This window comes from Kitasatospora sp. GP30 (assembly GCF_029892145.1).
GTDB classification, from domain to species: domain Bacteria; phylum Actinomycetota; class Actinomycetes; order Streptomycetales; family Streptomycetaceae; genus Kitasatospora; species Kitasatospora acidiphila.
Genome location: NZ_JARZAH010000064.1, coordinates 1 through 21,926 on the forward strand (window position 1 = coordinate 1; position 21,926 = coordinate 21,926).

Below are 21,926 nucleotides of genomic sequence, written 5' to 3' on the forward strand. Positions count from 1 at the left end.
CACCCCCGCTGTTGGCGGGCTAGTGGCCCATCAGGGCGCCCGGCCCGGCAACCGGGGGGTACCACAGCATTCGCGCGGGGGGGGGCGGGCCCGCGGCCCCGCCCGCCGCTCAGGTGTCCTCAGCCCACCGGAACGCGGTCCTGGACGCCGCCCATGGGGTGGGTCGCCCCGGTGGCGGCGAGGCGGACCGTGCTGCCGGCCTCCGGCGGGGCGGTGTCGGTGTAGGCGATCAGGCGCTCCGGCAGGCCGTGGTCCGGATCGGGGGCCAGCTCCACCCGGTGGTCGTGGCCCCGGAAGTGGCTGCGCAGCACCCGGGCCCGCACCGTGCCCTGCTCGTCGAGGCAGAGCTGGCGGGGTCGCAGCAGCACCTGGCCCGTCCCGGCCCCGGCGGCGGTCAGCGGCAGCCGGCCGAGCGCCGTGGCGGCGCTGTCGCCGTCGAGTTCGGCGGTGACGATGTTCGCCTCCCCCAGGGTCCTGGCCACCTCGGCGTCGGCCGGCCGGTGGTAGAGCTCGTCCGGGGCGCCGGCCTGGGCGATCCGGCCGCCGCGCACCACGGCGATGACGTCGGCGAAGGACAGCGCCTCGTCCTGGTCGTGGGTCACCAGGATCGCGGTGGCACCGGCCGCGCGCAGGGTGGCCGCGACCTCGGCGCGCAGGTCGGCGCGCAGCACCGCGTCCAGGGCGGCGAACGGCTCGTCCAGCAGCAGCAGTTCCGGGGCCGGGGCGAGGGCGCGGGCCAGCGCGACGCGCTGCTGCTGGCCGCCGGAGAGCTGGTGCGGGTGGCGCTTGCCGAGGCCGGGCAGGCCGACCAGCTCCAGCAGTTCCTCGACCCGTTCGCGGCGGCCGGCGCGCGGCAGCCCGAAGCCGATGTTGCCCGCCACGCTCAGGTGCGGGAAGAGCGCGCCGTCCTGCGGCATGTAGCCGATCCGGCGGCGCTCGGCGGGTACCCAGGTGCGGTCGTCGGTCAGGGTCCGGTCGCGCAGCGCCACGCGGCCGGTGCTGGGCCGGTGGAAGCCGGCGATCACGCGCAGCAGGGTGCTCTTGCCGCAGCCCGACGGGCCCAGCACGCAGGCGAGCGCACCGTCCGCCACCGTCAGGTCCAGTCCGGCCAGCACCTGGGAGCCGCCGTGGTCGGCGCGCAGACCGGTGATCGTCAGACCGCTCATCATGACTCCTTCGTGGCGCGCGAGGTGGCGAGGGTGCGGCGGGTGAGCAGCAGGACCGGGGGGAGGGAGAGCACGGTCATCACGGCCGCGTACGGTGCGGCGGCGCCGTAGGCCAGGCCGCTGGTGTAGACCCAGAACTGGGTGGCCAGGGTCTGCGTGCCGGTGGGGCGCAGCAGCAGTGTGGCGGTCAGCTCGGTGCTGGCGGTGAGCGCGACCATGGCGAAGGCCGCCCCGAGGCCGGGCAGGATCAGCGGCAGCGTGACCCGGCAGAGCACCGCGGCCCCACTCCTGCCCAGGGACCGCGCCACCTCCTCGACACCGGGCGGCACTTGGGCGAGCGCGGCACGGACGGCGGTCAGCGCCAGCGGGAAGAACAGCACCACGTAGCCGACGACCATCATCGCGGGCTGCTGGTAGAGCGGCTGAGCGTAGCGGATGGCGAAGAAGACCACGGCGAGGGCGACCGCGATGCCCGGCAGCGCCCGGGTCAGGAAGGCGGCGCGCTCCAGCAGCCGGGACAGCCGGCTGCCGCGCCGCCAGGAGTAGAGCGCGACGGGCACCGCGCAGATGGTCGCGGCGGCGCCGGTGGTCAGCGCATAGCCGAGCGTGGTCAGCGTCGAGTCCACGATCGAGGCGGACGGCAGCGTGGTCGAGGAGCCCTTGACCAGCCAGTAGCCGAGTGCGTACACCGGCACCCCGACCGCCGTGCCGACGATCGCGGCCAGCCAGCCGAGGGCCGGCCAGCGCCAGTGGCCCAGCGGCAGCGGCGCCCCGCGGCGCCCGGTCGCGCCGCCGCGCACCACCCGGCCGCGCCGCCCGGTCCAGGCCTCCAGGCCGACCAGCAGCAGCGCGAGCCCGACCAGCACCAGGGTCAGCATCGCGGCGGACGCCGCGTCGAACCCGAGCCGGTACTCGGTGAAGATCGCGGTGGCGAAGGTGGTGTAGCGCATCATCGCGAACGCGCCGTACTCACCGAGCAGGTAGAGCGAGACCAGCAGCGCGCCGCCTGCCAGCGCCGGCCTGGTGAGCGGCAGGGTGACCCGCCACAGCGTGGCCAGGCGGCCGTGGCCGAGGCTGCGGGCGACCTCCTCGGCGGCCGGGTCGCCGCCGCGCAGGGCGGCGGCCACCGGCAGGAAGACCAGCGGGTAGAGCGAGGAGGTCATCACCAGTACGGCGCCCCAGTAGCCGCGCACCTCGGAGAAGAGCGAGACCCAGGAGTAGCCGCGCACGAACTCCGGCACGGCGAGCGGCATCGTCAGCAGCACTGTCCAAGTGCGGCGCAGCGGCAGTTCGGCACGCTCCACCAGCCAGGCCGCCGTGAAGCCGAGCACCGCGGTGCCCACGGTGACGGCCGCGACCAGGGAGACGGTGTGCTGCAGCAGGGTGGCGACCAGCGGGCGGGCGAGCAGCCGTCCGACCTCGGCCCAGCCGGACTCCCCGGCCTTGAGCGCCAGGAACACCAGCGGCGAGGCCACCACCAGCACCACCGCGACCGCCAGCAGGGGCAGCAGCGGACCGGCGCCACGCCACCGCAACCGCAACCGGGCCGGCAGCGCGGCACGGCCGCCGGGTGGCAGCACCGCCCCCGTTCGCTGCTGCACCTCTGCGGACACCAGGACCTCCATCGCCGATCATGAAGCCGTTTCATGAAGCCGTTCATCATGAAACGGGCTGCCTTGAGGTGTCCTTGTGGGGTGTCACCCGAACCGCAGCCCGACAAGCAAAGCCTTACCTTACTTGCAGTGGGACCCGCATCAATACCGCGGGCGGTGACAGAGAAGGCAAAAAGAAGGCACGGCCCTGAGTCGTTGAAGAGTGGGGGGTCCTCAACGGCTCAGGGCCGTGCCGGCTCATGCCGTGACGGGCTGGCTCGTGCTGTGACGGGCCGGCTCAGCGGGCCCGCTGGGGCCTGTGAGCACACGTCGGTTCTGAAGATGTCGAGCAGTGTGCGGCGTTGAGCCCTGGCGCCCCAGAGTCCAACGAAATCACACGTAGCCTAATCATTCGTCTGGACATGCTCAAGAGTCGCTTGATCATCCGCACGGGACGCATGGGGCGCGGCTCCGCCTCCGACGCACGTCAGGCCTCGGGCGCCCCTCAGACCTCAGGCGCCCCGTCAGGACGGGTCAGTCGCTGAAGAAGGCCAGCCGGATCCCGAACGCCACCACGACGGTGCCGGTGATCCGGTCCAGCAGCCGGCGCGCCTGCGGCCTGCCGAGCCAGCCGCGCAGCGCCCGGGCGCCGCCGATCAGCACGGTCGACCAGAGCAGGCCGAGCAGCGCGTGGATCGAGGCGAGCAGCAGGCCCATGGCGAAGTGGTTGACCCCCCGGGGCATGAACTGCGGCAGCAGGGCGACGTAGAAGGCGCCCACCTTCGGGTTGAGCAGGTTGGTGAGGGCGCCCTGCCGCCAGCCCGCGAGCAGCGAGTCCGAGGCGGCCGGCAGCAGCGGTTCGTCCGCCGCCGGCTCGGCGCTGCCGCGGCGCGCGTCGCGGATCATCCGCAGGCCCATCCACACCAGGTACAGCGCGCCGGCCCAGCGCAGGACCTGGTAGGCGAGGTGAGAGGCCGTCAACAGGGCGGTTACGCCGGCCGAAGTGAGGGCGCCCCAGACCAGGACGCCGGTCTGGATGCCGAGGACCACGCCCCAGGCGCGGGTACGGCGACCGGTGACGGCGGTGCGCAGCACCAGCGCGGTGTCGACGCCGGGCGTGATGGTGAGGACCGCGACGAAAAGGACAAACGACCATACTGCGGTACTGATAGCCATGGATCCGAGCGTATCCGGGCCTCCTCGTAAAACCGTATCCAGGGTCGTTACACCGAACACGGAACAGTATTCCGAGGCCTAATCAGTGAATGGCTACGCGCGTCAAGTTGATCAGCCAAAAGCCTCTGAGCTGCGCAGACACCTTCCTGAGAATTTCCTGTCCATAAGACGTTGACCGCCGTTAATCAACTCTGCTTTGCTACGCACCAGCAAGCGGCGAGCGTGACGGGCGGTCAATTCCGTGCGTCCTCGCACACCTCGACGCGTTCGTAGGAATTGCCGCAGGCCACCTTTCCCCACAAGGACTCACCCGTGTCCCCAAAAGCGCGGGTTGTCAGTACGAGAGAGGCACCCACACATGGGTCACGCCCCCACGTCTAGCCGCAAGCACGCGGCGCTCGGCGGCATAGCCGCCCTGGCGCTCGCTGCTGCCGGTATGACCATGGCCGCCCCGGCGCAGGCGGCCACGACCGCCGCTCCGGCCGTCTCGGGCACGGCGCACCACCACGCCGCGACCGTCACCGGCGCCGGCATCAACAACGAGTTCAACCCGTACAGCACGACGCTGTCCAAGAGCACCATGCCGGGCATCCAGGCGTACGAGGCCAAGCGGCGGAACACCCTCGCGAACCAGCTGCAGGCTGCCGCGACCGGCGCGGAGACCCTCTCCTACGGCGGCGGTGTCGACGGCATCGGCGTGCAGAGCGGCCACTCCAAGGTCTACATGATCTTCTACGGCAACCAGTGGGGCTCCCAGACCACGGACGCCAACGGCAACGCCAAGTTCTCCGGCGACTCGGCGGGTGCGGCCGGTGCCGCCCAGCAGATGTTCAAGGGCATCGGCACCAACAACGAGACCTGGTCGGCCGACCTGACCCAGTGGTGCGACGGCCCGAACGTGGCCTCCGGCGCCACCAGCTGCCCGTCGAACGCCAACTTCATCCCGTACCAGGCCGGCGGTGTCCTCTCCGGCGTCTGGTACGACAACGCGGCCGCTTCCCCGGCCCAGGCGACCGGCAACCAGCTGGCCCAGGAGGCCGTCAAGGCCGCCGGCCACTTCGGCAACACCACCGCCGCGGCCAACCGCGACGCGTACTACATCGTCCTGTCGCCCCACGGCACCAACCCGGACGACTACCAGAACCCGACCACCGGTTACTGCGCCTGGCACGATTGGAACGGCGACACCACCCTGACCGGTGGCGCCGCCTCCTCGCCGTACGGCGACATCGCCTTCTCGAACCAGCCGTACAACATCGACGCGGGCCAGAACTGCGGCGTCGGCTTCGTCAACTCGCCCGGTACCCTCGATGGTTGGACCATGACCCTCGGCCACGAGTGGCACGAGATGATGTCCGACCAGAACCCGGCGGGCGGCTGGACCAACCACACCGGTGACGCCACCTACAACGGCCAGGAGAACTCCGACGAGTGCGCCTGGCTGAAGCCCGGCACCACCGGCGGCGCGGCCAACGTCTCGTTCGGTTCCTTCGGCTCCTACGCCGAGCAGGCGAGCTGGTCGAACGACACCAACTCCTGCGCCATCACCCACGCCATCCTGACCCACGGCGGCGGCACCGGTGGCAACACCGTGACCGTGACCAGCCCGGGCACCCAGAACGGCACCGTCGGCACCGCCGTCTCGCTCCAGGTCAACGCCTCTGACTCGGCCTCGGGCCAGACCCTGACCTACTCGGCCACCGGCCTGCCGGCCGGCCTGTCGATCAGCTCCTCGGGCCTGATCGCCGGCACCCCGACCGCCGCGGGCAGCAACACCGTCACGGTCACCGCCAAGGACAGCACCGGCGCCACCGGCACCGCCACCTTCACCTTCACCGTCGCCACCAGCGGCGGCGGCACCGGCTGCACCACCCCGGGCCAGCTGATCGGCAACGGCGGCTTCGAGTCCGGCACCTCGCCGTGGACCGCCTCCTCCGGCGTCATCACCAACAGCACCGGTGAGGCCGCCCACGGCGGCAGCTACTACGCCTGGCTGGACGGCTACGGCACCACCCACACCGACACCCTGTCGCAGCAGGTCACCATCCCGGCCAACTGCAAGGGCGCCTTCACCTTCTACCTGCACATCGACACCGCCGAGACCGGCACCACCGCGTACGACACCCTGAAGCTGACCGCCAACGGCACCCAGCTGAAGACCTGGTCGAACGTGAACGCCGCCACCGGCTACACCCAGCAGAGCGTCGACCTGTCCGCGTACGCCGGCCAGACCGTCACCCTGCAGTTCACCGGCACCGAGGACTCCAGCAACCAGACCAGCTTCGTCATCGACGACGCCGCTCTGAACGTCGGCTGAGACCACAGCCCCTGAACGCCACCGCACCGGGGTGGGCCCTGAGCCCGCCCCGGTGCGGTGGACTTTTTTCTGTCCCGCGTCACTCCTGGCGTGCCTGGCGCCGCTGTTCGCGCTCCTCCAGCCAGCGGTCCATCTCCGCCTCCCACCGGGCCGCGTTGCTGCCGTCCTGGTATCCCGCGAAGGCCCGGTGCGCGGCCTCCACCAACTCGGGCGTGACGTCCGGGTAAGCCATCATGATGGCCCAGAGCGCGTCATCGGTGTCCGCGTCCAGACCGTTGCAGCTCCGCACCCCGCCACCGGCCAGCACCGAGGCCAGCATGCTGTCGAAGTTCTCGCGCAGTTGCTCCCAGCTGGGCCGTCCAGCTCGCATGATGGTCCCCCTTGGACAATTGGCTACCCCCCATGGCGGTGGACGCCTGCCCCCGGCCGGTCGGTTCCGGCGCCCGACTGCCGGACCTCGGCCCACCGAGGCCCGGCCGAGGCCCGGCCGCTCCCCCGGTCGATCCCCCGCGCTCCGCGCCGGCCCCACCGCCGCCCGGCTCACCTGATCGCGCGTCCTCGGTGAGCACGCCCTGACCCGCTGTGGTCTGATGCCACAGGGGCGACGGAACGGGGCGCTCTCGGAGGTCGTCCGCGAGGAAAGGGTGTGCCGGTGGCCGCACAACTGCGCCGGGTCGGGCTTGAACTGGAGTTCCCGGTGGTCGAGCTCGGCACCGGCCGGGGCCTGGATCGCGCCGGGGCGCAGCGGCTGTGGCACGCCATGGCCGGTCGCGATCCGTCCTGGTCGCTGGTCCAGGAGAGCATCACCGGTGTGGTCACGGGGGTGCGGCGGCAGACGGGCGGTTTCGACGAGCGGCTGAACACCGACACCGGCGTCTGCACGGTCGAGCTCTCGCTGGCGCCCCAGCGCACGGTCGGCGCGGCGGTCGACGCGGCGGACGAGGTGCTGCGCGCCCTTCAGGAGCTGCTGGTGCCGATGGGGTGCACCGTGCTGTGTGCCGGGATCCAGCCCCGCACCTGGGCGGATCCGGCGCGCAAGTCGCAGAAGGACTGGTACCTGCTGCTGGCCCGCCGCTGGCATCTGCACCACTGGATGGTGCCGCTCGCCTCGCACCAGGCGGCGGTGGACGTCACGCCCGACGAGGCGGTGCGCGCCGTCAATGTGCTCAGCGGTTTCGCCGGCGTCTTCGCCGCGCTGACCGCCTGCTCCCCGGTGGCCCGTGGCCGGGAGCAGGCGTGGAAGGAGATGCGCAACTGGGTGTGGTACGAGCGCTCCACCCGGGTGCCGCCCGCCGAGGCGGCCTACACCTCCAACAGCATGCCCACCGCGCCGTTCTCCGACATGGGCGCCTATCTGGAGCACCATTGGGCCTCCCGGGTCTGGTTCCTCACCAATCTGAAGAGCGGCGGCTGCGAGGTGCTCGGCGGCCGGTCCTTCAAGGACTTCCTGCTGGCCCGCGAACCGGTGCCGGCCCGGCTGATCGACGGCACGCCGGTGCTGGCCACCGCCGACCGGGAGATGCTCGACCGGATCCACCAATACGGCTGGCCGGCCGCGAAGTTGCACTACACCTTCGACTCCCGCGCCGACCTCGACGGAGTCCGGCACGCCCTGGACCACGGCCGGCTCGGCGACTGGTTCGAGGAGCATGCCGTCAACTGCTATGTCGAGAACCGCTCTTGCGGGGTGGCACCGCAGGGCGAGGAGGGCGTGGCGGCCGCGCTGACCCTGGGCATCGTGGAGCGGCTGGACGAGGCGGAGGCGCTGCTGAAGGAGCTGAGCTGGCTGGAGTGGCGCAAACTGTGGCTGCGGGCCAGCACCCACGGGCTGGCGGCCGAGGACGAGCGGTCGATCGCGGCGATCCGCGCCCTGCTGGACATCGCGGAGCGCGGACTGCGAGCCCGAGGCGAAGGCGAAGAGGCCTTTCTCGCGCCGCTGTTCGCACGGTTGGAGCGGCGCGAGACCCCGGCCGACCGGATGATCGCCGCCTTCCGGGCCGGCGGCCTGCGCCGGCTGCTCGACGACTTCGGCCGGACGCCCTGAGCCCGAGTCTCCTGACCCACCATCACCCGTCATCGAGGGAGCCACCCATGAACCAGAGCGCCGCCCGGACGCCCGGGCCAGCCGACCTGATGGACCGGGTCACGCACACCGCCCTCGATGCGCTGGCCGCCTCGGACCCGGCCATCCTGAAGCTCGCCGAGCGCGAACTCGCCCGGCAGCGCAGCCATCTGAACCTGGTGGCCGCGTCCAGCCCCACCTCCCCCGAGGTGCTGGTCACCCAGGCGCTGGGTTTGAGCGCGCTGACCGCCGAGGGCTACCCGGGGCGCCGCTACCATCCGGGCACCGAGGTGATCGACGAGGTCGAGCAGCTCGCGGTGGAGCGGGCCTGTGCGCTGTACGGCGCCGACCATGCGAACGTGCAGCCGCTGTCGGCCTCGATGGCCAATCTGGCGCTGCTCTTCGGCATCCTGCGTCCCGGCGACGCGGTGCTGTCCATGGAGTTGTCGCACGGCGGACACCTGTCGCACGCGTCCCGCCCGGCGAGCTCCTCCAAGCATCTGACGGCCGACTACTACCAGCTCGGGCCGGACGGCACGCTCGATCTGGACCGGGTCAGGGAGCAGGTGCTGGCGCGGCGGCCCAAGGTGCTGATCTGCGGCGGCTCGGCCTATCCGCGCACCATCGACTTCGCCGCGCTGCGCGCCATCGCCGACGAGGTCGACGCCCTGGTGCTGGGCGACATCAGCCACATCAGCGGCCTGGTGGCGGCCGGCCGCCACCCGTCGCCGTTCCCGCACTGCGACATCGTCACCACCTCCACCTACAAGCAGCTGCGTGGGCCGCACGGCGGGCTGATCCTGCGGGCACCGGGCTCGCGCCTGTCGGCCGCGAAGCTCGACAAGTTCGTCTTCCCGGGGTTCCAGGGCACCCCCGACTTCGGCATGATCGCCGCCAAGGCCGTCGCACTGGGCGCCGCGCAGCGGCCCGAGTTCGGCGCCGCGATGGACAGGGTGCTGCGGTTCGCCAAGCTGTTCGCCGAGGCCTTCCTGGACCGCGGCGTCCGGCTGGTCGGCGGCGGCACGGACACCCACATGGTGCTGGTCGACCTGAGCGGCGGCGCCGCGACCGGCCACATGGTCAGCGCGGCGCTGGAGCGGGTCGGCATTCTCGCCAACAAGAACCTCATTCCGGGCGACCCCCGCTCGGCCCAGGAGACCAGCGGGCTGCGGATCGGCACCAACCATCTGGCCTTCCTGCACATCGGAGACCGCGAGGTGGCGGAACTCGCCTCCGACATCGCCGAGTTGGTGGCCTGCCTGACCAAGGGCACCCCGGCCGAGCAGTGCCCCAGCTGGCCGCGCCTCACCGAGCACGCCAGTGCCCTGATCGGCGCGGTCAGGCAGGCCACTCCCATCTGATGGGTCGTCAGCTTTAGCCCAGGTCGAAGGTGTTGGGCAGACCCAGTCGGTAGCGGGCCTCGTCGACCAGCTTGAGGGGTTCCAACTCGGGTGCCCGGTAGAGCAGGTGGACGGGGCAGCGCCCGGCGGCCGAACCGTCCGCGTCCAGCAGGGCGTTGACGGCCCGCCGGGCGGACTCGTTGGCGCCCTCCATGGTCGCCAGGTCGACATCGGTGCGGACGTAGTCGCCCGCCAGGAAGAAGTTGGGCACGGCGGTGGCCGCCGAGGGCCGGTTGTAGAGGGTGCCGGCGGGGTGGATCAGCAGCTGCTCCCGGTTGCTCGGGTTGGGTCCGCCGATGCCCTGCACCGCCGGATCCATGAACCACGCCTTGACGTTGGCGTCTTCCAGGTGTGCCTGGCCGGGGACGTTGTACGCCTGCTGCAGCTGGGCCCAGACCTCCTGGCGCACCTGGTCACGGGTGCACTCCTTGGCGGTCTTCCCGAACAGCGTTCCCGGTTCGTTCCACTCGGAGACGCAGACCGAGAGGCAGTCGTTGACCGTGCCGTCACCGTAGTCGGCGGCGAAGTCCCGGTTCCAGAACTGCGCCTGGTTGATCGTGGTCAGCGCCCACGGGGAGTCCAGCGCTATGCCGTGGCCGTGCACCAGCGGGACCGGGCTGCGCAGGTAGAACTGCACCCCGGTCATCCAGTCCGTGCGGATCGCGTCGCAGCGGGCGAGCCCAGGATCGGCGGCGCGCAGTTGCGGGCCCCAGGTGGGCCGGGCGTGCTCCACCGGCAGTGCGGAGACGTAGTAGTCGGCGGTGACCGTTTCGGGCGCGCCGCCGCCGGCCGGGGCGACCAGGACCCCGGTGATCCGGCCGTCGCCGTAGAGCACCTCCCGTACCTCGGTCGCGAGCCGGAAGGTGACGCCCAGCGCGGTGAGGTGCGCGACCCAGGGGTCGATCCAGGCTTCGCTGGTGGGCGCGTTGAGCACCCGGTCGGGCTGACCGTCGACTCCCCGGCCGAGCAGCCCGTTGAGCAGCCAGGCCTCGACGATGGTGCGGGCCACCGTCCGGGTGCTGGCCTGCTCCGCCTTGGTGGCCACCAGCGCCCGGGTCAACCCCACGCCCAGGAACCGCTGGTAGTCGTAGGACATCCGGTCGGCCCGGATGTAGTCCCACCACGGCACCCGCTCCCACTGCTGGTCGCGGCGCAGGTCGCAGCTGGTCAGGTGGACCAGCACCCGGTCGGCGAAGTAGGCGATCTCGTCGGCGGGCAGGTGCAGCACCTCGTCCAGCAGGCCGCTCAGGATCCGGCGCAGCGAGTCCGGGCTGAGGTCGCCGGGGTCCAGCGGGGTGGTGAGGATCTGGAACGGCAGCAGCACGCCGGGGCGCGGTGCGGTGTGGGCGAGCAGCTCCTGGGTGGGGTTGCGCAGGTTGTCGTGCACGCCACCGGGGTTGCCGGGGACCGGGATGCGGCGCAGGGTGTCCGGCAGGTTCTGGTAGAAGCCGGGGAAGAACCGGAAGCCGTGCTCGCCGGGCAGCGGTTTGCGGCCGCCGGCGGCGGTGCCCGGCACGTCCATGCTGCGGGCCTTGCCGCCGAGTGCCGTGTAGTACTCGTAGACGGTCACCTGGTAGCCGCGTTCGGCCAGTTCCTGTGCCGCGGTCAGTCCGGAGACTCCGCCGCCGAGGACGGCGACCTGCTTGCCTGCCTTGGCGGTGCGGGTCTTGACGGTGTCGGCGGCCGCCGCGGGGGCGGCGGTGCCGAGGGCCAGTGCGCCGCCCAGCACGGCGGCGCGGGACAGGAACTGGCGGCGGGTCCCGCCAGTTGCGGTCGTGGGTTCCATGACTGCCGTCCGATCAGGCCCGGTCGGCAACCTGAAGGGCCGCTTCGCAGCCGGAGGCGATGGCTCCGGAGATCCAGGCGTGGTAGCGGGGTTGGCACTGGTCGCCGGCGAAGTAGAGCGCGTTGCCCACCGGTTCGGCCACGTGCGGCCCCAGTGAGAGGAGCTGGCCCGGGGTCTCGATGACGGCTTCGCCCAGCGCCCAGCGGTTGCGCAGCCAGGACTGCGAGACCGCCCGGTCGGTGGCGTAGCGGCGGATCCGCTCGCCGTAGAGGCTCACCAAGTGGTCCAGCACCTCGCGGTGCCGGTCCTGGGGGGTCAACGAGTCGTACCGCAGGGCGTCCGCGGACCAGTTGTAGGCGGCCAGGACCACGCCGCCGGGGGCTCCGCCGGGGCTGGGGTGGGAGGGGAAGTAGACGAACCGGTCGGCCTCGTCGGAGATGCAGCCGCCGCCGACCGCGGGTACGGCCGGGCCGTGCGGCGCGGTCCGGTAGTCGCTGCCGAGCTTGTCGCGCCAGGTGGCTTCGTCCCACTCCCACCAGCGCTCGGTGAACTCGATCAGCACCTTGTGGGCGGTGTCATGGGTGAGTTCGTTGATCGCCCGGCGCTTGCCGTAGGGCAGCAGCGGCGCGAACTGGACGTGCCGCAGCGCGGCGTACGGCATGGCGAACACCACCGCGTCGGCCTCGTAGCGGAATTGGGATCCGCCGATCTCGCCGTCGCAGGCCTCGTCCTCGGGGCCGCTCTCGGGTTCGGCGATCACCGTGACCTTGCCGCCGCTGCTCTCCACCCGGATCACGGCGCGGTCCTGCTCGATCGGAAGCCCCTTGGCCAGCGCGGTGGTCAGCGCGTCGGTGCCGTCGCTGAACTCGAAGTAGGTGACGCTGGGGTTGATGTCGGTGGCGTCGAAGACGGAGTGCAGGAAGCCGTAGGAGAGCCGGCTGGTGAGGTTCTCCAGGGTGCCGACCGCCTGGATCTGCGGGGTGTCCCAGCCGGCGATGTCGACCAGGTACTGCAGCAGCGAGTAGTTGTCGAGGTCGTACAGCAGTTGGGCCATGCCGGTGAGCCGGTCGCCGATCGGCTTGTCGGTCCAGGAGCCGTCCGGGTTGCGGATCTGGGTGTAGGAGCGGGCGTGTGCCAGGGCGTCGCTGAATGCCGCGGTGGTGGTCTGGTTGCTGTCCCAGCCGAAGGTCTTGTTGACGGGCCCGGGGTTCTTCGCGTAGTCGGCCTTGCTGACCACCTGGCCGTTGACGTTGATCAGGCGGGTGCCCAGGCCGGACGGCGCGGTGTAGGGCGGCTCGGTGCCGGTGCTGAAGATCTCGCCGTTCCAGGAGCCGTAGGTGACCTGGCTGTCGCCGGAGGTCCGGTCGGGGCTCGGGGGCACGTCGACCAGGTGGAACGGCCGGCGGGGGACGCCGAGGGTGTCGCCGAGCGTCAAGGTCAGCACATGGCTGGAGGGGATCCGCATGGCGCCGGCCTCGGCGTGGTTGCGGCCGTCCTGGAAGACGTCGCCGCGGAAGGTCTTGATCCGGCCGCCGACCCGGCTGCGGTTGGCCTCCAGCACCCGCACCCGGTGCCCGGCCGCGAGCAGCAGCCGGGCGCAGACCATGCCCGCCACGCCCGCGCCGACCACCACCACATCACGGGCCGAGCCGCCGCGCACCTTCTCCTGACCGGTCAGCAGTTTCAGGTAGCGCATCGTCAGATCGTTCTGCTGGTCGTCCGCCAGCAGGATCCGATGGGCCATCAACTCGGCTGCGGCGCGCCGCTGGTCGCTCTCCGCGCGGCGCCCGGCACCGCCGGCCGCCGGCGAGCCGGGGGCCGGTCCGGGGTCGGCGGGGGCGAGGGGGTCGGCGGCGGCGGCCGGTGCCGCGGCGGTGGCGAGGGCGGCGGTCGATGCGGTGACAAATCCACGTCGTGAGATCACCCTCGACAGCATGGCGGCGCCCGCCGCCGGACGAGGCCCGGTCCGGATCGCGCCCGGAACAAACTCACCCGAACGAGTGAACTTGACGGGAACATGTCATCGAAATCCGGATAACCGTACTACTGCACCTCAAGCTCAATACCGGCGTGCGCCTCGGCGAGCAGCAGATAGCCCTCCGCATTGGCCTTGATGCCGAGTTGCTCTGCCTCGGTGAGCGGACGCCGGACCTTGGCGGGCACCCCGGCCACCAGCGAACCCGGCGGGATCTCGCTGCCCTGCGTCACCACGGCACCCGCCGCGATCAGCGAACCGGCGCCGATCCGAGCGCCGTTGAGCACCCGGGCACCCATCCCCACCAGGCAGTCGTCCTCGACCAGGCAGCCGTGCAGCACGGCGTTGTGACCCACCGTCACCCGGGCACCGACCTCGACCGGGAAGCCGGGGTCGGCGTGCACCGTGGAGTTGTCCTGGATGTTGGAGTCGGCGCCGATCGCTATCGCCTCGGCGTCGCCGCGCAGCACCGCCTGATACCAGACGCTCACCCGCGGGCCCAGTCGGACCGAGCCGACCACCACCGCGGTCGGAGCCACGAACGCACTCGGGTCCACCTCGGGCTCGCGCCCGCCCACACCGGTGATCAGTGCCTGCGCCATCCTGACGGCCCCTTCCGCTGCCACTACTCATTGGTAGGCCCACCCTAGCCAACGGCCTCCCGCAGCAGCGCCGGCCGTTGCGGGCGAACCTCCGGAAGACGCTCCGCGCGCTGATGTGACCGGCGCCACAGCAGCTGCCAGACTCTTACCCGTTGACGCCACTAAGCAAGCGCTTAGTAAGTTGGAAACCCACGAGCTAAGCAAGCGCTTAGTACGTACGCGTGAGGGGAAGAACATGCCCGAAGCCGTCACCGCCGTGGACGCCGTGGTCTTCGACTACGGCGGCGTCCTCACCGGACCGGTCAGCCACTCGATCGCGGCGTGGCTGGAGGCCGACGGCATCGAGCCGGCCTCGTTCTCCCGCGCGCTCAAGGCCTGGCTGTCCCGCGACGCCGAGAGCGGCACCCCCATCCACCGGTTGGAGACCGGCGAGTTGGCGGTCGAGGAGTTCAACGCGCTGCTCGCCGCCGAGCTGACCACGGTCGACGGTCGGCCGGTCGACCCGATCGGCGTGCTGGACCGGCTGTTCGCCGGGATGCGCCCCGACCCCGCGATGTTCGCGCTGGCGGGCGAACTGCGCGAGCACGGGGTCAGGGTGGCCCTGCTCTCCAACAGCTGGGGCAACACCTACCCGCGCGAGCGGATCGACGCGCTCTTCGATCCCGTGGTGATCTCCGGCGAAGTGGGCCTGCGCAAGCCGCTCGCCCCGATCTACCGGCACGCCCTGGCCCGACTCGGCCTCCCGGCCGACCGGGTGCTGTTCATCGACGACGCCGAGCCGAACGTGCTCGGCGCCCGCGCGGTCGGCATGCGGGCGCTGCTCCACACCGACCCCGACACCACCCGCGCCGCACTCGCCGACCTGATCCCCGGCCTGTCCCGTCGGCCCTGACCTCAAGTCTCCGCACTCACCGAGGAGTTACCCCCATGAAAGTCTTCCACGGCATCGAGGAGCCGGCGCCGGCCGGGCGGCGAACCTCGACCGGGCGACGAAGGCGAAGGAGAACGGCCATGGCTGACGAGACCACGCAGCGCGCGGAACTGCGGCGCCGGGTAGCCGACTTCCTCGCCGCCCACGACCCGGCCGCCACCGAGCGGTCGGCGTTCCTGCGGGCCCGCTACGACGCCGGGCTGGCCTGGGTGTACTTCCCGCAGGGCCACGGCGGGTCGGGGCTGCCGCGGACTCTCCAGGCCGAGGTGGACCGGCTCTTCGCCGAGGCCGGGGCACCCGACAACAAGCCGGAGTCCAACGGCATCGGGCTGGGCATGGCCGCGCCGACCATCCTGCGGTTCGGCACCGAGGAGCAGAAGGAGCGCTTCCTTCGGCCGCTGTGGACCGGCGAGGAGGTGTGGTGCCAGCTCTTCAGCGAGCCGGGCGCCGGCTCCGACCTGGCGGCGGTGGCCACCCGCGCGGTCCGGGACGGCGACAGCTGGGTGGTCAACGGCCAGAAGGTGTGGACCTCGGGAGCGCACAACGCCGCGTTCGCCATCCTGGTCGCCCGCACCGACCCGGACGTGCCCAAGCACCAGGGCATCACCTACTTCCTGTGCCCGATGACCGACCCGGGCGTGGACGTCCGCCCGCTGCGGCAGATCACCGGCGAGGCCGAGTTCAACGAGGTCTTCCTCACCGACGTACGGATCCCCGACACCCAGCGGCTCGGGGCCGAGGGCGAGGGCTGGAAGGTCGCCAACGCCACCCTCAACAACGAGCGGGTCTCCATCGGCGGCGGCGCCGTGGCGCGCGAGAGCGGCATGGTGGGCGTGGTCTCCCGCACCTGGCGCGAGCATCCCGAGCTACGCACCCCCGAGTTGCACGACCGGCTGCTGCGGCTGTGGGTGGACGCCGAGGTGGCCCGCGTCACCGGCGGGCGGCTGCGGCAGAAGCTGGCGCTCGGCCAGCCGGGCCCGGAGGGCTCGGCGGCGAAGCTGACCTTCGCCCGGCTCGCCCAGCAACTCTCCGGTCTGGAGCTCGAACTGCTCGGCGAGGCGGGCCTGCGCTACTCCGACTGGACGATGGTCCGCCCCGACAAGGTCGACTTCACCGGCCGGGACGCCGGCTACCGCTACCTGCGGGCCAAGGGCAACTCCATCGAGGGCGGCACCTCGGAGATCCTGCGGAACATCATCGCCGAGCGGGTGCTCGGCCTCCCCGCCGAGCCGCGGGTCGACAAGGACATCCCCTGGAAGGAGCTCCGGAAGTGAGCGACCTCAACCTACTCACCACCGACGTCGAGGCCGACCTGCGCTCCGTCGTGCGCGACCTGCTGGCAGACCGGTGCGACCCGGTGGCGGTGACGGCGCTCTACGACGGCGACCGCTCGATCGTCGCCGAGCTGTGGAAGGTGCTGGCCGCCGACCTCGGCCTGGCCGGCCTGCTGGTGCCCGAGGAGCGCGGGGGCGACGGCGCAACGGCCGTCGAGGCCGCCGCCGTCCTGGAGGAGCTCGGCCGCGCGGTGGCCCCGGTGCCGTTCCTCACCAGCGCGGTGGTGGCGACCACCGTCCTGCTGGACTCCGACAGCGAATTGCCGGCCGCCCTCGCCGCCAACGAGCGGACCGCCGCGCTCCTGGTGCCGCTGTCGGCGGCGCCGCACGGTGCGCTGCCCGCGCTGCGGGTCGACGCGGACGGCCGGCTGACCGGCACGGTGACCAGCGTGGCCGGGGCCTTGGAGGCCGATGTGCTGCTGGTCCCGGCCGCCGCCGGCGACGACCTCGCGGTGTACGCCGTGGCCGCGGCGGACGCCGTCCTCGCCCCGGTGGTGTCCCTCGACATGACCCGGCAGTTGGCCGACGTCACGCTCGCCGGCGCCACCGGCGAGCTGGTGCTCGCGGACGGCGAGGGCGCCGTCCGGCGGGCGCTCGCCACCGGGGCCGCGCTGCTCGCCGCCGAGCAGGTCGGTGTCGCGCGGTGGTGCCTGCAGACCACCCTCGACTACCTGAAGGAGCGTCGGCAGTTCGGGCGGGCCGTCGGCGGCTTCCAGGCCCTCAAGCACCGGCTGGCCGATCTCTTCGCGGACGTGGAGTCGGCCGACGCCGCCGCCCGCTACGCCGCCGTCACCCTCGCGGCCGGCGACCCGGACGCGGAGATCGCCGCCGCCGTGGCGCAGGCCTACTGCGGCGATGTCGCGGTGCGGGCGGCTGAGGAGGCGGTGCAGCTGCACGCCGGCATCGGCATGACCTGGGAGCACCCGCTCCACCTGTATCTGAAGCGCGCCAAGGCCGACCAGATCGCGCTGGGCACCCCGGGGGCGCACCGGGCCCGACTGGCCGACCTGATCGACCTCCCGGCCGCGCCCTCCTGACGAGCAATCAGGCAACTACCGCAGTAGCACGGGCAGTTCCAGCAGCCCCCGGTGCCGGGGGTTGTACTGCCACTCCAACTCCTCGGCCGGCAGCGCCAGTCGCAGCTTCGGATACCGGTCGAGGATCCGGGTGAACGCCACCTCGGCCTGCAGCCGGGCCAGCGGCACGCCCAGGCAGTGGTGGATGCCGTGCCCGAAGGCCAGGTGCCGGGAGCTGTCGCGGGTGATGTCGAACCGGTCGGGGTCCGGGAAGACCGCCGGGTCGCGGTTGGCGGCCAGCAGGCCGATCTGCACGAACTCCCCCGCCGGGATCTCGGTTCCAGCGATCACCACCGGCTCGGTGGTGTAGCGCATCGAGGCGATCGCGAACGAGCTTTCGTAGCGGAGGACTTCCTCGACCGCGCCGGCCATCAGGCTCGGGTCGGCGCGCAGGGCGGCGAGTTGCTCGGGGTGGGTGAGCAGGGTGTACACGCCGTTGGCTATCAGGTTGACGGTGGTCTGGTGACCGGCCACCACCAGCAGGAAGGCCATCGAGGTGATCTCCTCCTCGGTGAGCCGGTCCTCGCCGTCGCGCGCCGCGAGCAGGCCGCTGAGCAGGTCGTCGGCCGGGTGCTCGCGCTTGTGCCGGATCAGCGCCTGGATGTATTCGAGCATCGACTCCGCGGTCATGACGGACACTTCGCCGTCGCCGCCACCGCTCTCGGGGATCGAGTTGCCCCGTATCTGGAGGGCCTCGTGCTCGTCCTGCGGAGCCCCGAACAGGTCGAAGACCACCGAGACCGGCAGCGGCAGCGCGAAGTCGGCGATCAGGTCGGCCTCGTCCTGGCCCGCCAACTCGTCGAGCAGCCGGTCGACATGGCCCTCGATCAGCGGGCGCAGAGCGGCCACCCGCCGCATCGTGTAGGCCTTCTGCACCAGCCTGCGCAGCCGGGTGTGGTGCGGCGGGTCGGAGTTGAGCATGTGGCGCATCAGCGACTCGCCGGGGCCCTCGGTGAGACCGATCAGCTCGCCGTACCGCTGGGCCGCGCTGTCCTTGCTCAGCCGCGGGTCGGCGAGCGCCGCCCGGCAGTCGGCGTGGCCGGTGACCAGCCAGCCCTCGATCCGCACCGGCCCGCCGAAGCGGATCGGCCGCGCGCCGCCCTGCTCGCGGAACTCCCGGTAGGCCTCGTGCTGGCGGCCGAAGAACGACTCGTCGACGAACTGCGGTTCAACGGGCACCGCGAGCCTCCCTGATCAGCTTGACTTCTTCCACGCCGAGCAGGCCGACCAGCGGCACCTTGGCCCGCTGCTGCTCCGGGTCGACCGTCAGCCCCTGGCGGCGGATCAGGTCGAGCAGCAGTTCGGCCAGCGGCATCACCATGTGGCGGCCCCAGCAGCGTTCGGAGATGTGGCCGAACGGCAGGTAGCCGGGAGCGGTGTCCGGGTCGATCGAGTCCCAGCGCTCGGGCCGGAACTCCTCGGGCGCGTCCCACAGGGCCGGGTCGCGGTGCGAGAGCAGCGGCAGGATCAGCACGTCGTCGGCGGAGCCGATCCGCGGATCGATGGCCGGGTACTCGGGCGAGGCGTAGCGCAGGATGTTCCAGGAGGGCGGCAGCAGGCGCGCCGACTCATGGATGATGTTCCGGTTGGAGGCATCCTCGTCGAAGGGCGCGCCGAGCCAGAGCGCGTTGGCCACCAGGGTGGAGACGGTGAAGCAGACGGGGGCGGCGGCGCGCCGGTACATTCCCATCGCATAGCGGCGGTCCTGGTATCCGGTGGCATCGGCGAACAGCCGTGCCACTCCGGTCAGTTGCTCTTCCGGCCGCGGCCGCCGGGGCAGCGCGGCACCGGCGGCGATGACCGACCAGGTGAGTTTCGGCGTCAATTCCAGATTGCGGCTCATCAGCAGCCGCAATCGGTAGGGGTCGTTTCCGAGAATGAGGTCGCGCAGAAAGAAATGACCGGTGATCGGCCACGGACCGCTCAGGTCGACATTCTCCGGAATCGGTTTCTTCAATGCCTCGCGGACGTCACCGCCGATGGTCCGCATCACCGCGGAGGCCTCCGGGCGGCCGATCGAGCGGCCGTGCAGCGGCTTGAAGGTGGGCCGCTCGGTCTCGGTGGCGCGCCGGGCGGCCAGCAGCCGGTCCATGGCCTCGGGGCCGGCGATCCCGATGGTGTCGGGCTCCAGGCGGAACACATCCTGGCCCAGGCGGTCCCGGAGCAGGGCAGCGAGACGCGGCGCGAACACGGTGGTTCGGCTCCGCGATCGGGCGGTGAGCGGCATACGGGTCTCCGGGGCCGGCGGTGCTGACGGATCGTCGAAGGATGACCGGGGGGCTCGTCCCCGCCCCGGGTGCGGGGACGATTTCCACCGGCTTAGTACCAGAAGTACCAGGCGCTCTTCTTCAGGCTCTTCTGGCCGCAAATGGTGTTACGGACCGCAAACAGAATCTTCATCTGTGTCACCTCCATCGGATGAACTTCCACTGAATTCGGCAATTCAGTGCGCTGAGGAGAGTGAAGCCTCCAGCCACCACTGCTGTCAACGGTTCGAGCGGGAATGACGGCTGCCGATCCGTCAGGTGTCCGGTTCATCCCATTCAACCGAGGCAATATGAAAAACTTTCCCCCACCCGTGAACCGCACAAGTGCGTCGATCCGTTTTCGCCCGACACATTCGCGTGTCGAGGACTGCCCAGATCAGGGCGGGCTGGCTAGACTCCTCGCGATCAGCTGCCCGGCTCGCCAAGGCAGCTGCCCGCGTCGCGGACACAACCGATTCGCCCGCACGCGCAGTTCGCACCACCCGGTTCCCAGCAGCCGGTTCGCACCGCCCAGTTCGACCACCGGCACCATCAGCCGACGTTCTTGGGGGTTTCGATGCAGCAGTTCCGCAGCAGAGCGTCACTCGCCACCGCGACCGTGGCGCTCGCGCTCGCCGCCGCCGTGACCGGCACACCGGCCGGCGCGACCACCTCACCCTGGCCACTCACCCTGATCTCCCCCGGCGACCCGTATGCCGCCTGCGACCTCAGCGGCGACGGGTCCGGCACCAACTACCCGGCGGCCGAGGCCGAGCCGTACGCGGCCGCCGACCCGCGCGACCCGAAGCATGTGATCGGCATCTACCAGCAGGACCGCTGGTCCAACGGCGGTGCCCGGGGCCTGAGTTCGAGCTACTCCACGGACGGCGTGCACTTCACCCAGACCGCGCTGCCGTTTACCCACTGCGCCCCGGGCGGCCTGCCCTACCAGCGTGCCTCGGACGGCTGGGTCAGCTTCGGGCCCGACGGCACCGCCTACAGCAGCGCCCTGGTCTTCGACGCCACCGACGCCACCAACGGGGTCGCCGGCGCCACCTCCTATGACGGCGGCCGCAGTTGGCAGCACGTCAGCAATCTGATCCAGGACACCGATCCGGCGGTCGTCGACGACAAGAACTCGGTGACCGCCGACCCGGTGCACGCCGGCACCGCCTACCAGGTCTGGGACCGGATCGACCAGACCGCCACCACCTACGACGGCCCCTCCTACATCTCGATCACCCGCGACCACGGCCGCACCTGGTCCCCGGCGCGGCCGTTCGTGGACACCTCGGTCGTGCCCTACTCGCAGACCATCGGCAATGTGATCGTGGCCGACGCGCACACCGGCACGCTCTACGACTTCTTCCAGTGGATCACCGCCACCGACGCCACCGGCAACACCACCAAGGAGACCCACTTCGCCTTCGTCCGCTCCACCGACCAGGGCCGCAGCTGGAGCAAGCCGGTGCCGGTGGTCGCCGACACGGCGGTCAACGAGGTGGACCCGAACGCGCCGACCGACCCGAACAAGGCGCTGCGGGCCGGCGCCGGCCTGCCCAGCGTGGCCATCGACCCGCAGACCGGCGAGCTCTATCTCACCTATGAGGGTTCGGACTTCAGCGGCGGGCAGTACGACTCGATCGAGCTGGTCCACTCCACGGACGGCGGCGCCGACTGGAGCACCCCGGTCCGGATCAACCAGGCGCCGAACGCCCCCGCCTTCACGCCCTCGATCACCGTGGACCAGCACGGCACCGTCGCCATCAGCTACTACGACCTGCGCTACCTGACGCCGGGCGACACCACCACGCTGCCCGGTGCGGCCTGGCTGCTCAGCTTCCCGCGCGGTCGGCAGAACGCGGCGGTGGAGCGGCAGATCTCGCCGGTCTTCGACTGGCTGCAGGCGCCGAACGCGGGCGGCCACTTCCTCGGCGACTACGAGGGCCTGATCACGGACGGCAGTAGGCTGCGCCCGATCCTGGTGACGGCCAACACGGATCCCAACAACTCGACCGATGTGTACACCGGGTTGTTCAACCCCGGCACGCTGCGCGCGCCTTCGGTGGCGACCGCGCCGGCGACCGTTCCGGCGGCGCCGTGGCATCACCGCGTGTTGCGCTGACCTTGCGGAGAGTCGGGGGGCCCCCCCGCGGGGGGGGCGGCCCGGGGGGGGGGGCCCCCCCCCGGGGGGGGGGGCCCGGGGGGGGGGGGGGCAGCGGACCCGGGGGGGGTTTTAACGGCATAAAAGTAAAAACAGGCG

The 21,926-nt window shown here is 71.6% G+C and carries 16 protein-coding genes; 7 read left to right on the top strand and 9 right to left on the bottom strand.

Going from position 1 to position 21,926, the window contains the following annotated elements:
* Nucleotides 1-119: 119 nt before the first annotated feature.
* The 3 genes from P3T35_RS38870 to P3T35_RS38880 form a co-directional block, all read right to left on the bottom strand.
* On the bottom strand, nucleotides 120-1,166 hold the full coding sequence (locus P3T35_RS38870; protein ID WP_101378789.1) for an ABC transporter ATP-binding protein: 1,047 nt from the start codon (nucleotides 1,164-1,166) through the stop codon (nucleotides 120-122).
* Entirely contained in the window at nucleotides 1,166-2,779 is a 1,614-nt protein-coding gene (locus tag P3T35_RS38875; protein ID WP_143676719.1) for an iron ABC transporter permease, read from the bottom strand. Before P3T35_RS38875 ends, P3T35_RS38870 begins: the two co-directional genes overlap by 1 nt.
* A gap of 513 nt (nucleotides 2,780-3,292) precedes the next feature.
* The gene (locus tag P3T35_RS38880; protein ID WP_101378791.1) at nucleotides 3,293-3,934 is read right to left on the bottom strand and encodes a LysE family translocator; all 642 of its coding nucleotides are present in this window, start codon (nucleotides 3,932-3,934) and stop codon (nucleotides 3,293-3,295) included.
* A 358-nt stretch (nucleotides 3,935-4,292) separates the two neighbouring features.
* Here P3T35_RS38880 and P3T35_RS38885 point away from each other — a divergent pair, with 358 nt between their 5' ends.
* Complete coding sequence (locus P3T35_RS38885; RefSeq protein ID WP_280709639.1) at nucleotides 4,293-6,251, top strand: putative Ig domain-containing protein; 1,959 nt, start codon at nucleotides 4,293-4,295, stop codon at nucleotides 6,249-6,251.
* Between the two features lie 79 nt (nucleotides 6,252-6,330).
* On the opposite strand, the gene P3T35_RS38890 is transcribed toward P3T35_RS38885, so the two are convergent.
* Nucleotides 6,331-6,621, bottom strand: coding sequence for a hypothetical protein (locus P3T35_RS38890; protein ID WP_180356303.1), 291 nt, complete (start codon nucleotides 6,619-6,621; stop codon nucleotides 6,331-6,333).
* A 282-nt stretch (nucleotides 6,622-6,903) separates the two neighbouring features.
* On the opposite strand from P3T35_RS38890, the gene P3T35_RS38895 reads away from it, so the two are divergent.
* Both P3T35_RS38895 and P3T35_RS38900 read left to right on the top strand, forming a co-directional pair.
* Nucleotides 6,904-8,295: a glutamate-cysteine ligase family protein gene (locus P3T35_RS38895; protein ID WP_143676720.1), complete on the top strand. Its 1,392-nt coding sequence runs from the start codon at nucleotides 6,904-6,906 to the stop codon at nucleotides 8,293-8,295.
* Nucleotides 8,296-8,342: 47 nt separating this feature from the next.
* Nucleotides 8,343-9,674, top strand: a complete 1,332-nt coding sequence (locus P3T35_RS38900) for a serine hydroxymethyltransferase (RefSeq protein ID WP_101378794.1) — start codon at nucleotides 8,343-8,345, stop codon at nucleotides 9,672-9,674.
* Nucleotides 9,675-9,687: 13 nt separating this feature from the next.
* Here P3T35_RS38900 and P3T35_RS38905 read toward each other — a convergent pair whose 3' ends face one another.
* From P3T35_RS38905 to P3T35_RS38915, 3 genes are all read right to left on the bottom strand, one after another.
* On the bottom strand, nucleotides 9,688-11,499 hold the full coding sequence (locus P3T35_RS38905) for an FAD-dependent oxidoreductase (RefSeq protein WP_101378795.1): 1,812 nt from the start codon (nucleotides 11,497-11,499) through the stop codon (nucleotides 9,688-9,690).
* A gap of 13 nt (nucleotides 11,500-11,512) precedes the next feature.
* Complete coding sequence (locus tag P3T35_RS38910) at nucleotides 11,513-13,423, bottom strand: NAD(P)/FAD-dependent oxidoreductase (RefSeq protein ID WP_143676721.1); 1,911 nt, start codon at nucleotides 13,421-13,423, stop codon at nucleotides 11,513-11,515.
* 119 nt (nucleotides 13,424-13,542) lie between these two features.
* The gene (locus P3T35_RS38915) at nucleotides 13,543-14,076 is read right to left on the bottom strand and encodes a gamma carbonic anhydrase family protein (protein WP_101378797.1); all 534 of its coding nucleotides are present in this window, start codon (nucleotides 14,074-14,076) and stop codon (nucleotides 13,543-13,545) included.
* Nucleotides 14,077-14,311: 235 nt separating this feature from the next.
* Between P3T35_RS38915 and P3T35_RS38920 the strand changes: the two genes are divergently transcribed.
* The 3 genes from P3T35_RS38920 (at nucleotide 14,312) to P3T35_RS38930 (ending at nucleotide 17,378) form a co-directional block, all read left to right on the top strand.
* Nucleotides 14,312-14,968: an HAD family phosphatase gene (locus P3T35_RS38920; RefSeq protein WP_101378798.1), complete on the top strand. Its 657-nt coding sequence runs from the start codon at nucleotides 14,312-14,314 to the stop codon at nucleotides 14,966-14,968.
* 119 nt (nucleotides 14,969-15,087) lie between these two features.
* A complete protein-coding gene (locus tag P3T35_RS38925; RefSeq protein ID WP_101378799.1) occupies nucleotides 15,088-16,281 on the top strand; it encodes an acyl-CoA dehydrogenase family protein in 1,194 nt (397 codons plus the stop codon).
* The gene (locus P3T35_RS38930) at nucleotides 16,278-17,378 is read left to right on the top strand and encodes an acyl-CoA dehydrogenase family protein (protein WP_101378800.1); all 1,101 of its coding nucleotides are present in this window, start codon (nucleotides 16,278-16,280) and stop codon (nucleotides 17,376-17,378) included. The genes P3T35_RS38925 and P3T35_RS38930 overlap by 4 nt, the downstream gene beginning before the upstream one ends.
* Nucleotides 17,379-17,393: 15 nt before the next feature.
* Here the strand turns inward: P3T35_RS38930 and P3T35_RS38935 are convergent, their stop codons facing one another.
* A complete protein-coding gene (locus P3T35_RS38935; protein WP_101378801.1) occupies nucleotides 17,394-18,596 on the bottom strand; it encodes a cytochrome P450 in 1,203 nt (400 codons plus the stop codon).
* Complete coding sequence (locus tag P3T35_RS38940; RefSeq protein ID WP_101378802.1) at nucleotides 18,586-19,644, bottom strand: cytochrome P450; 1,059 nt, start codon at nucleotides 19,642-19,644, stop codon at nucleotides 18,586-18,588. The genes P3T35_RS38935 and P3T35_RS38940 overlap by 11 nt, the downstream gene beginning before the upstream one ends.
* Nucleotides 19,645-20,240: 596 nt before the next feature.
* Between P3T35_RS38940 and P3T35_RS38945 the strand changes: the two genes are divergently transcribed.
* Nucleotides 20,241-21,788: a sialidase family protein gene (locus P3T35_RS38945; protein WP_180356304.1), complete on the top strand. Its 1,548-nt coding sequence runs from the start codon at nucleotides 20,241-20,243 to the stop codon at nucleotides 21,786-21,788.
* Nucleotides 21,789-21,926 lie beyond the last annotated feature (138 nt).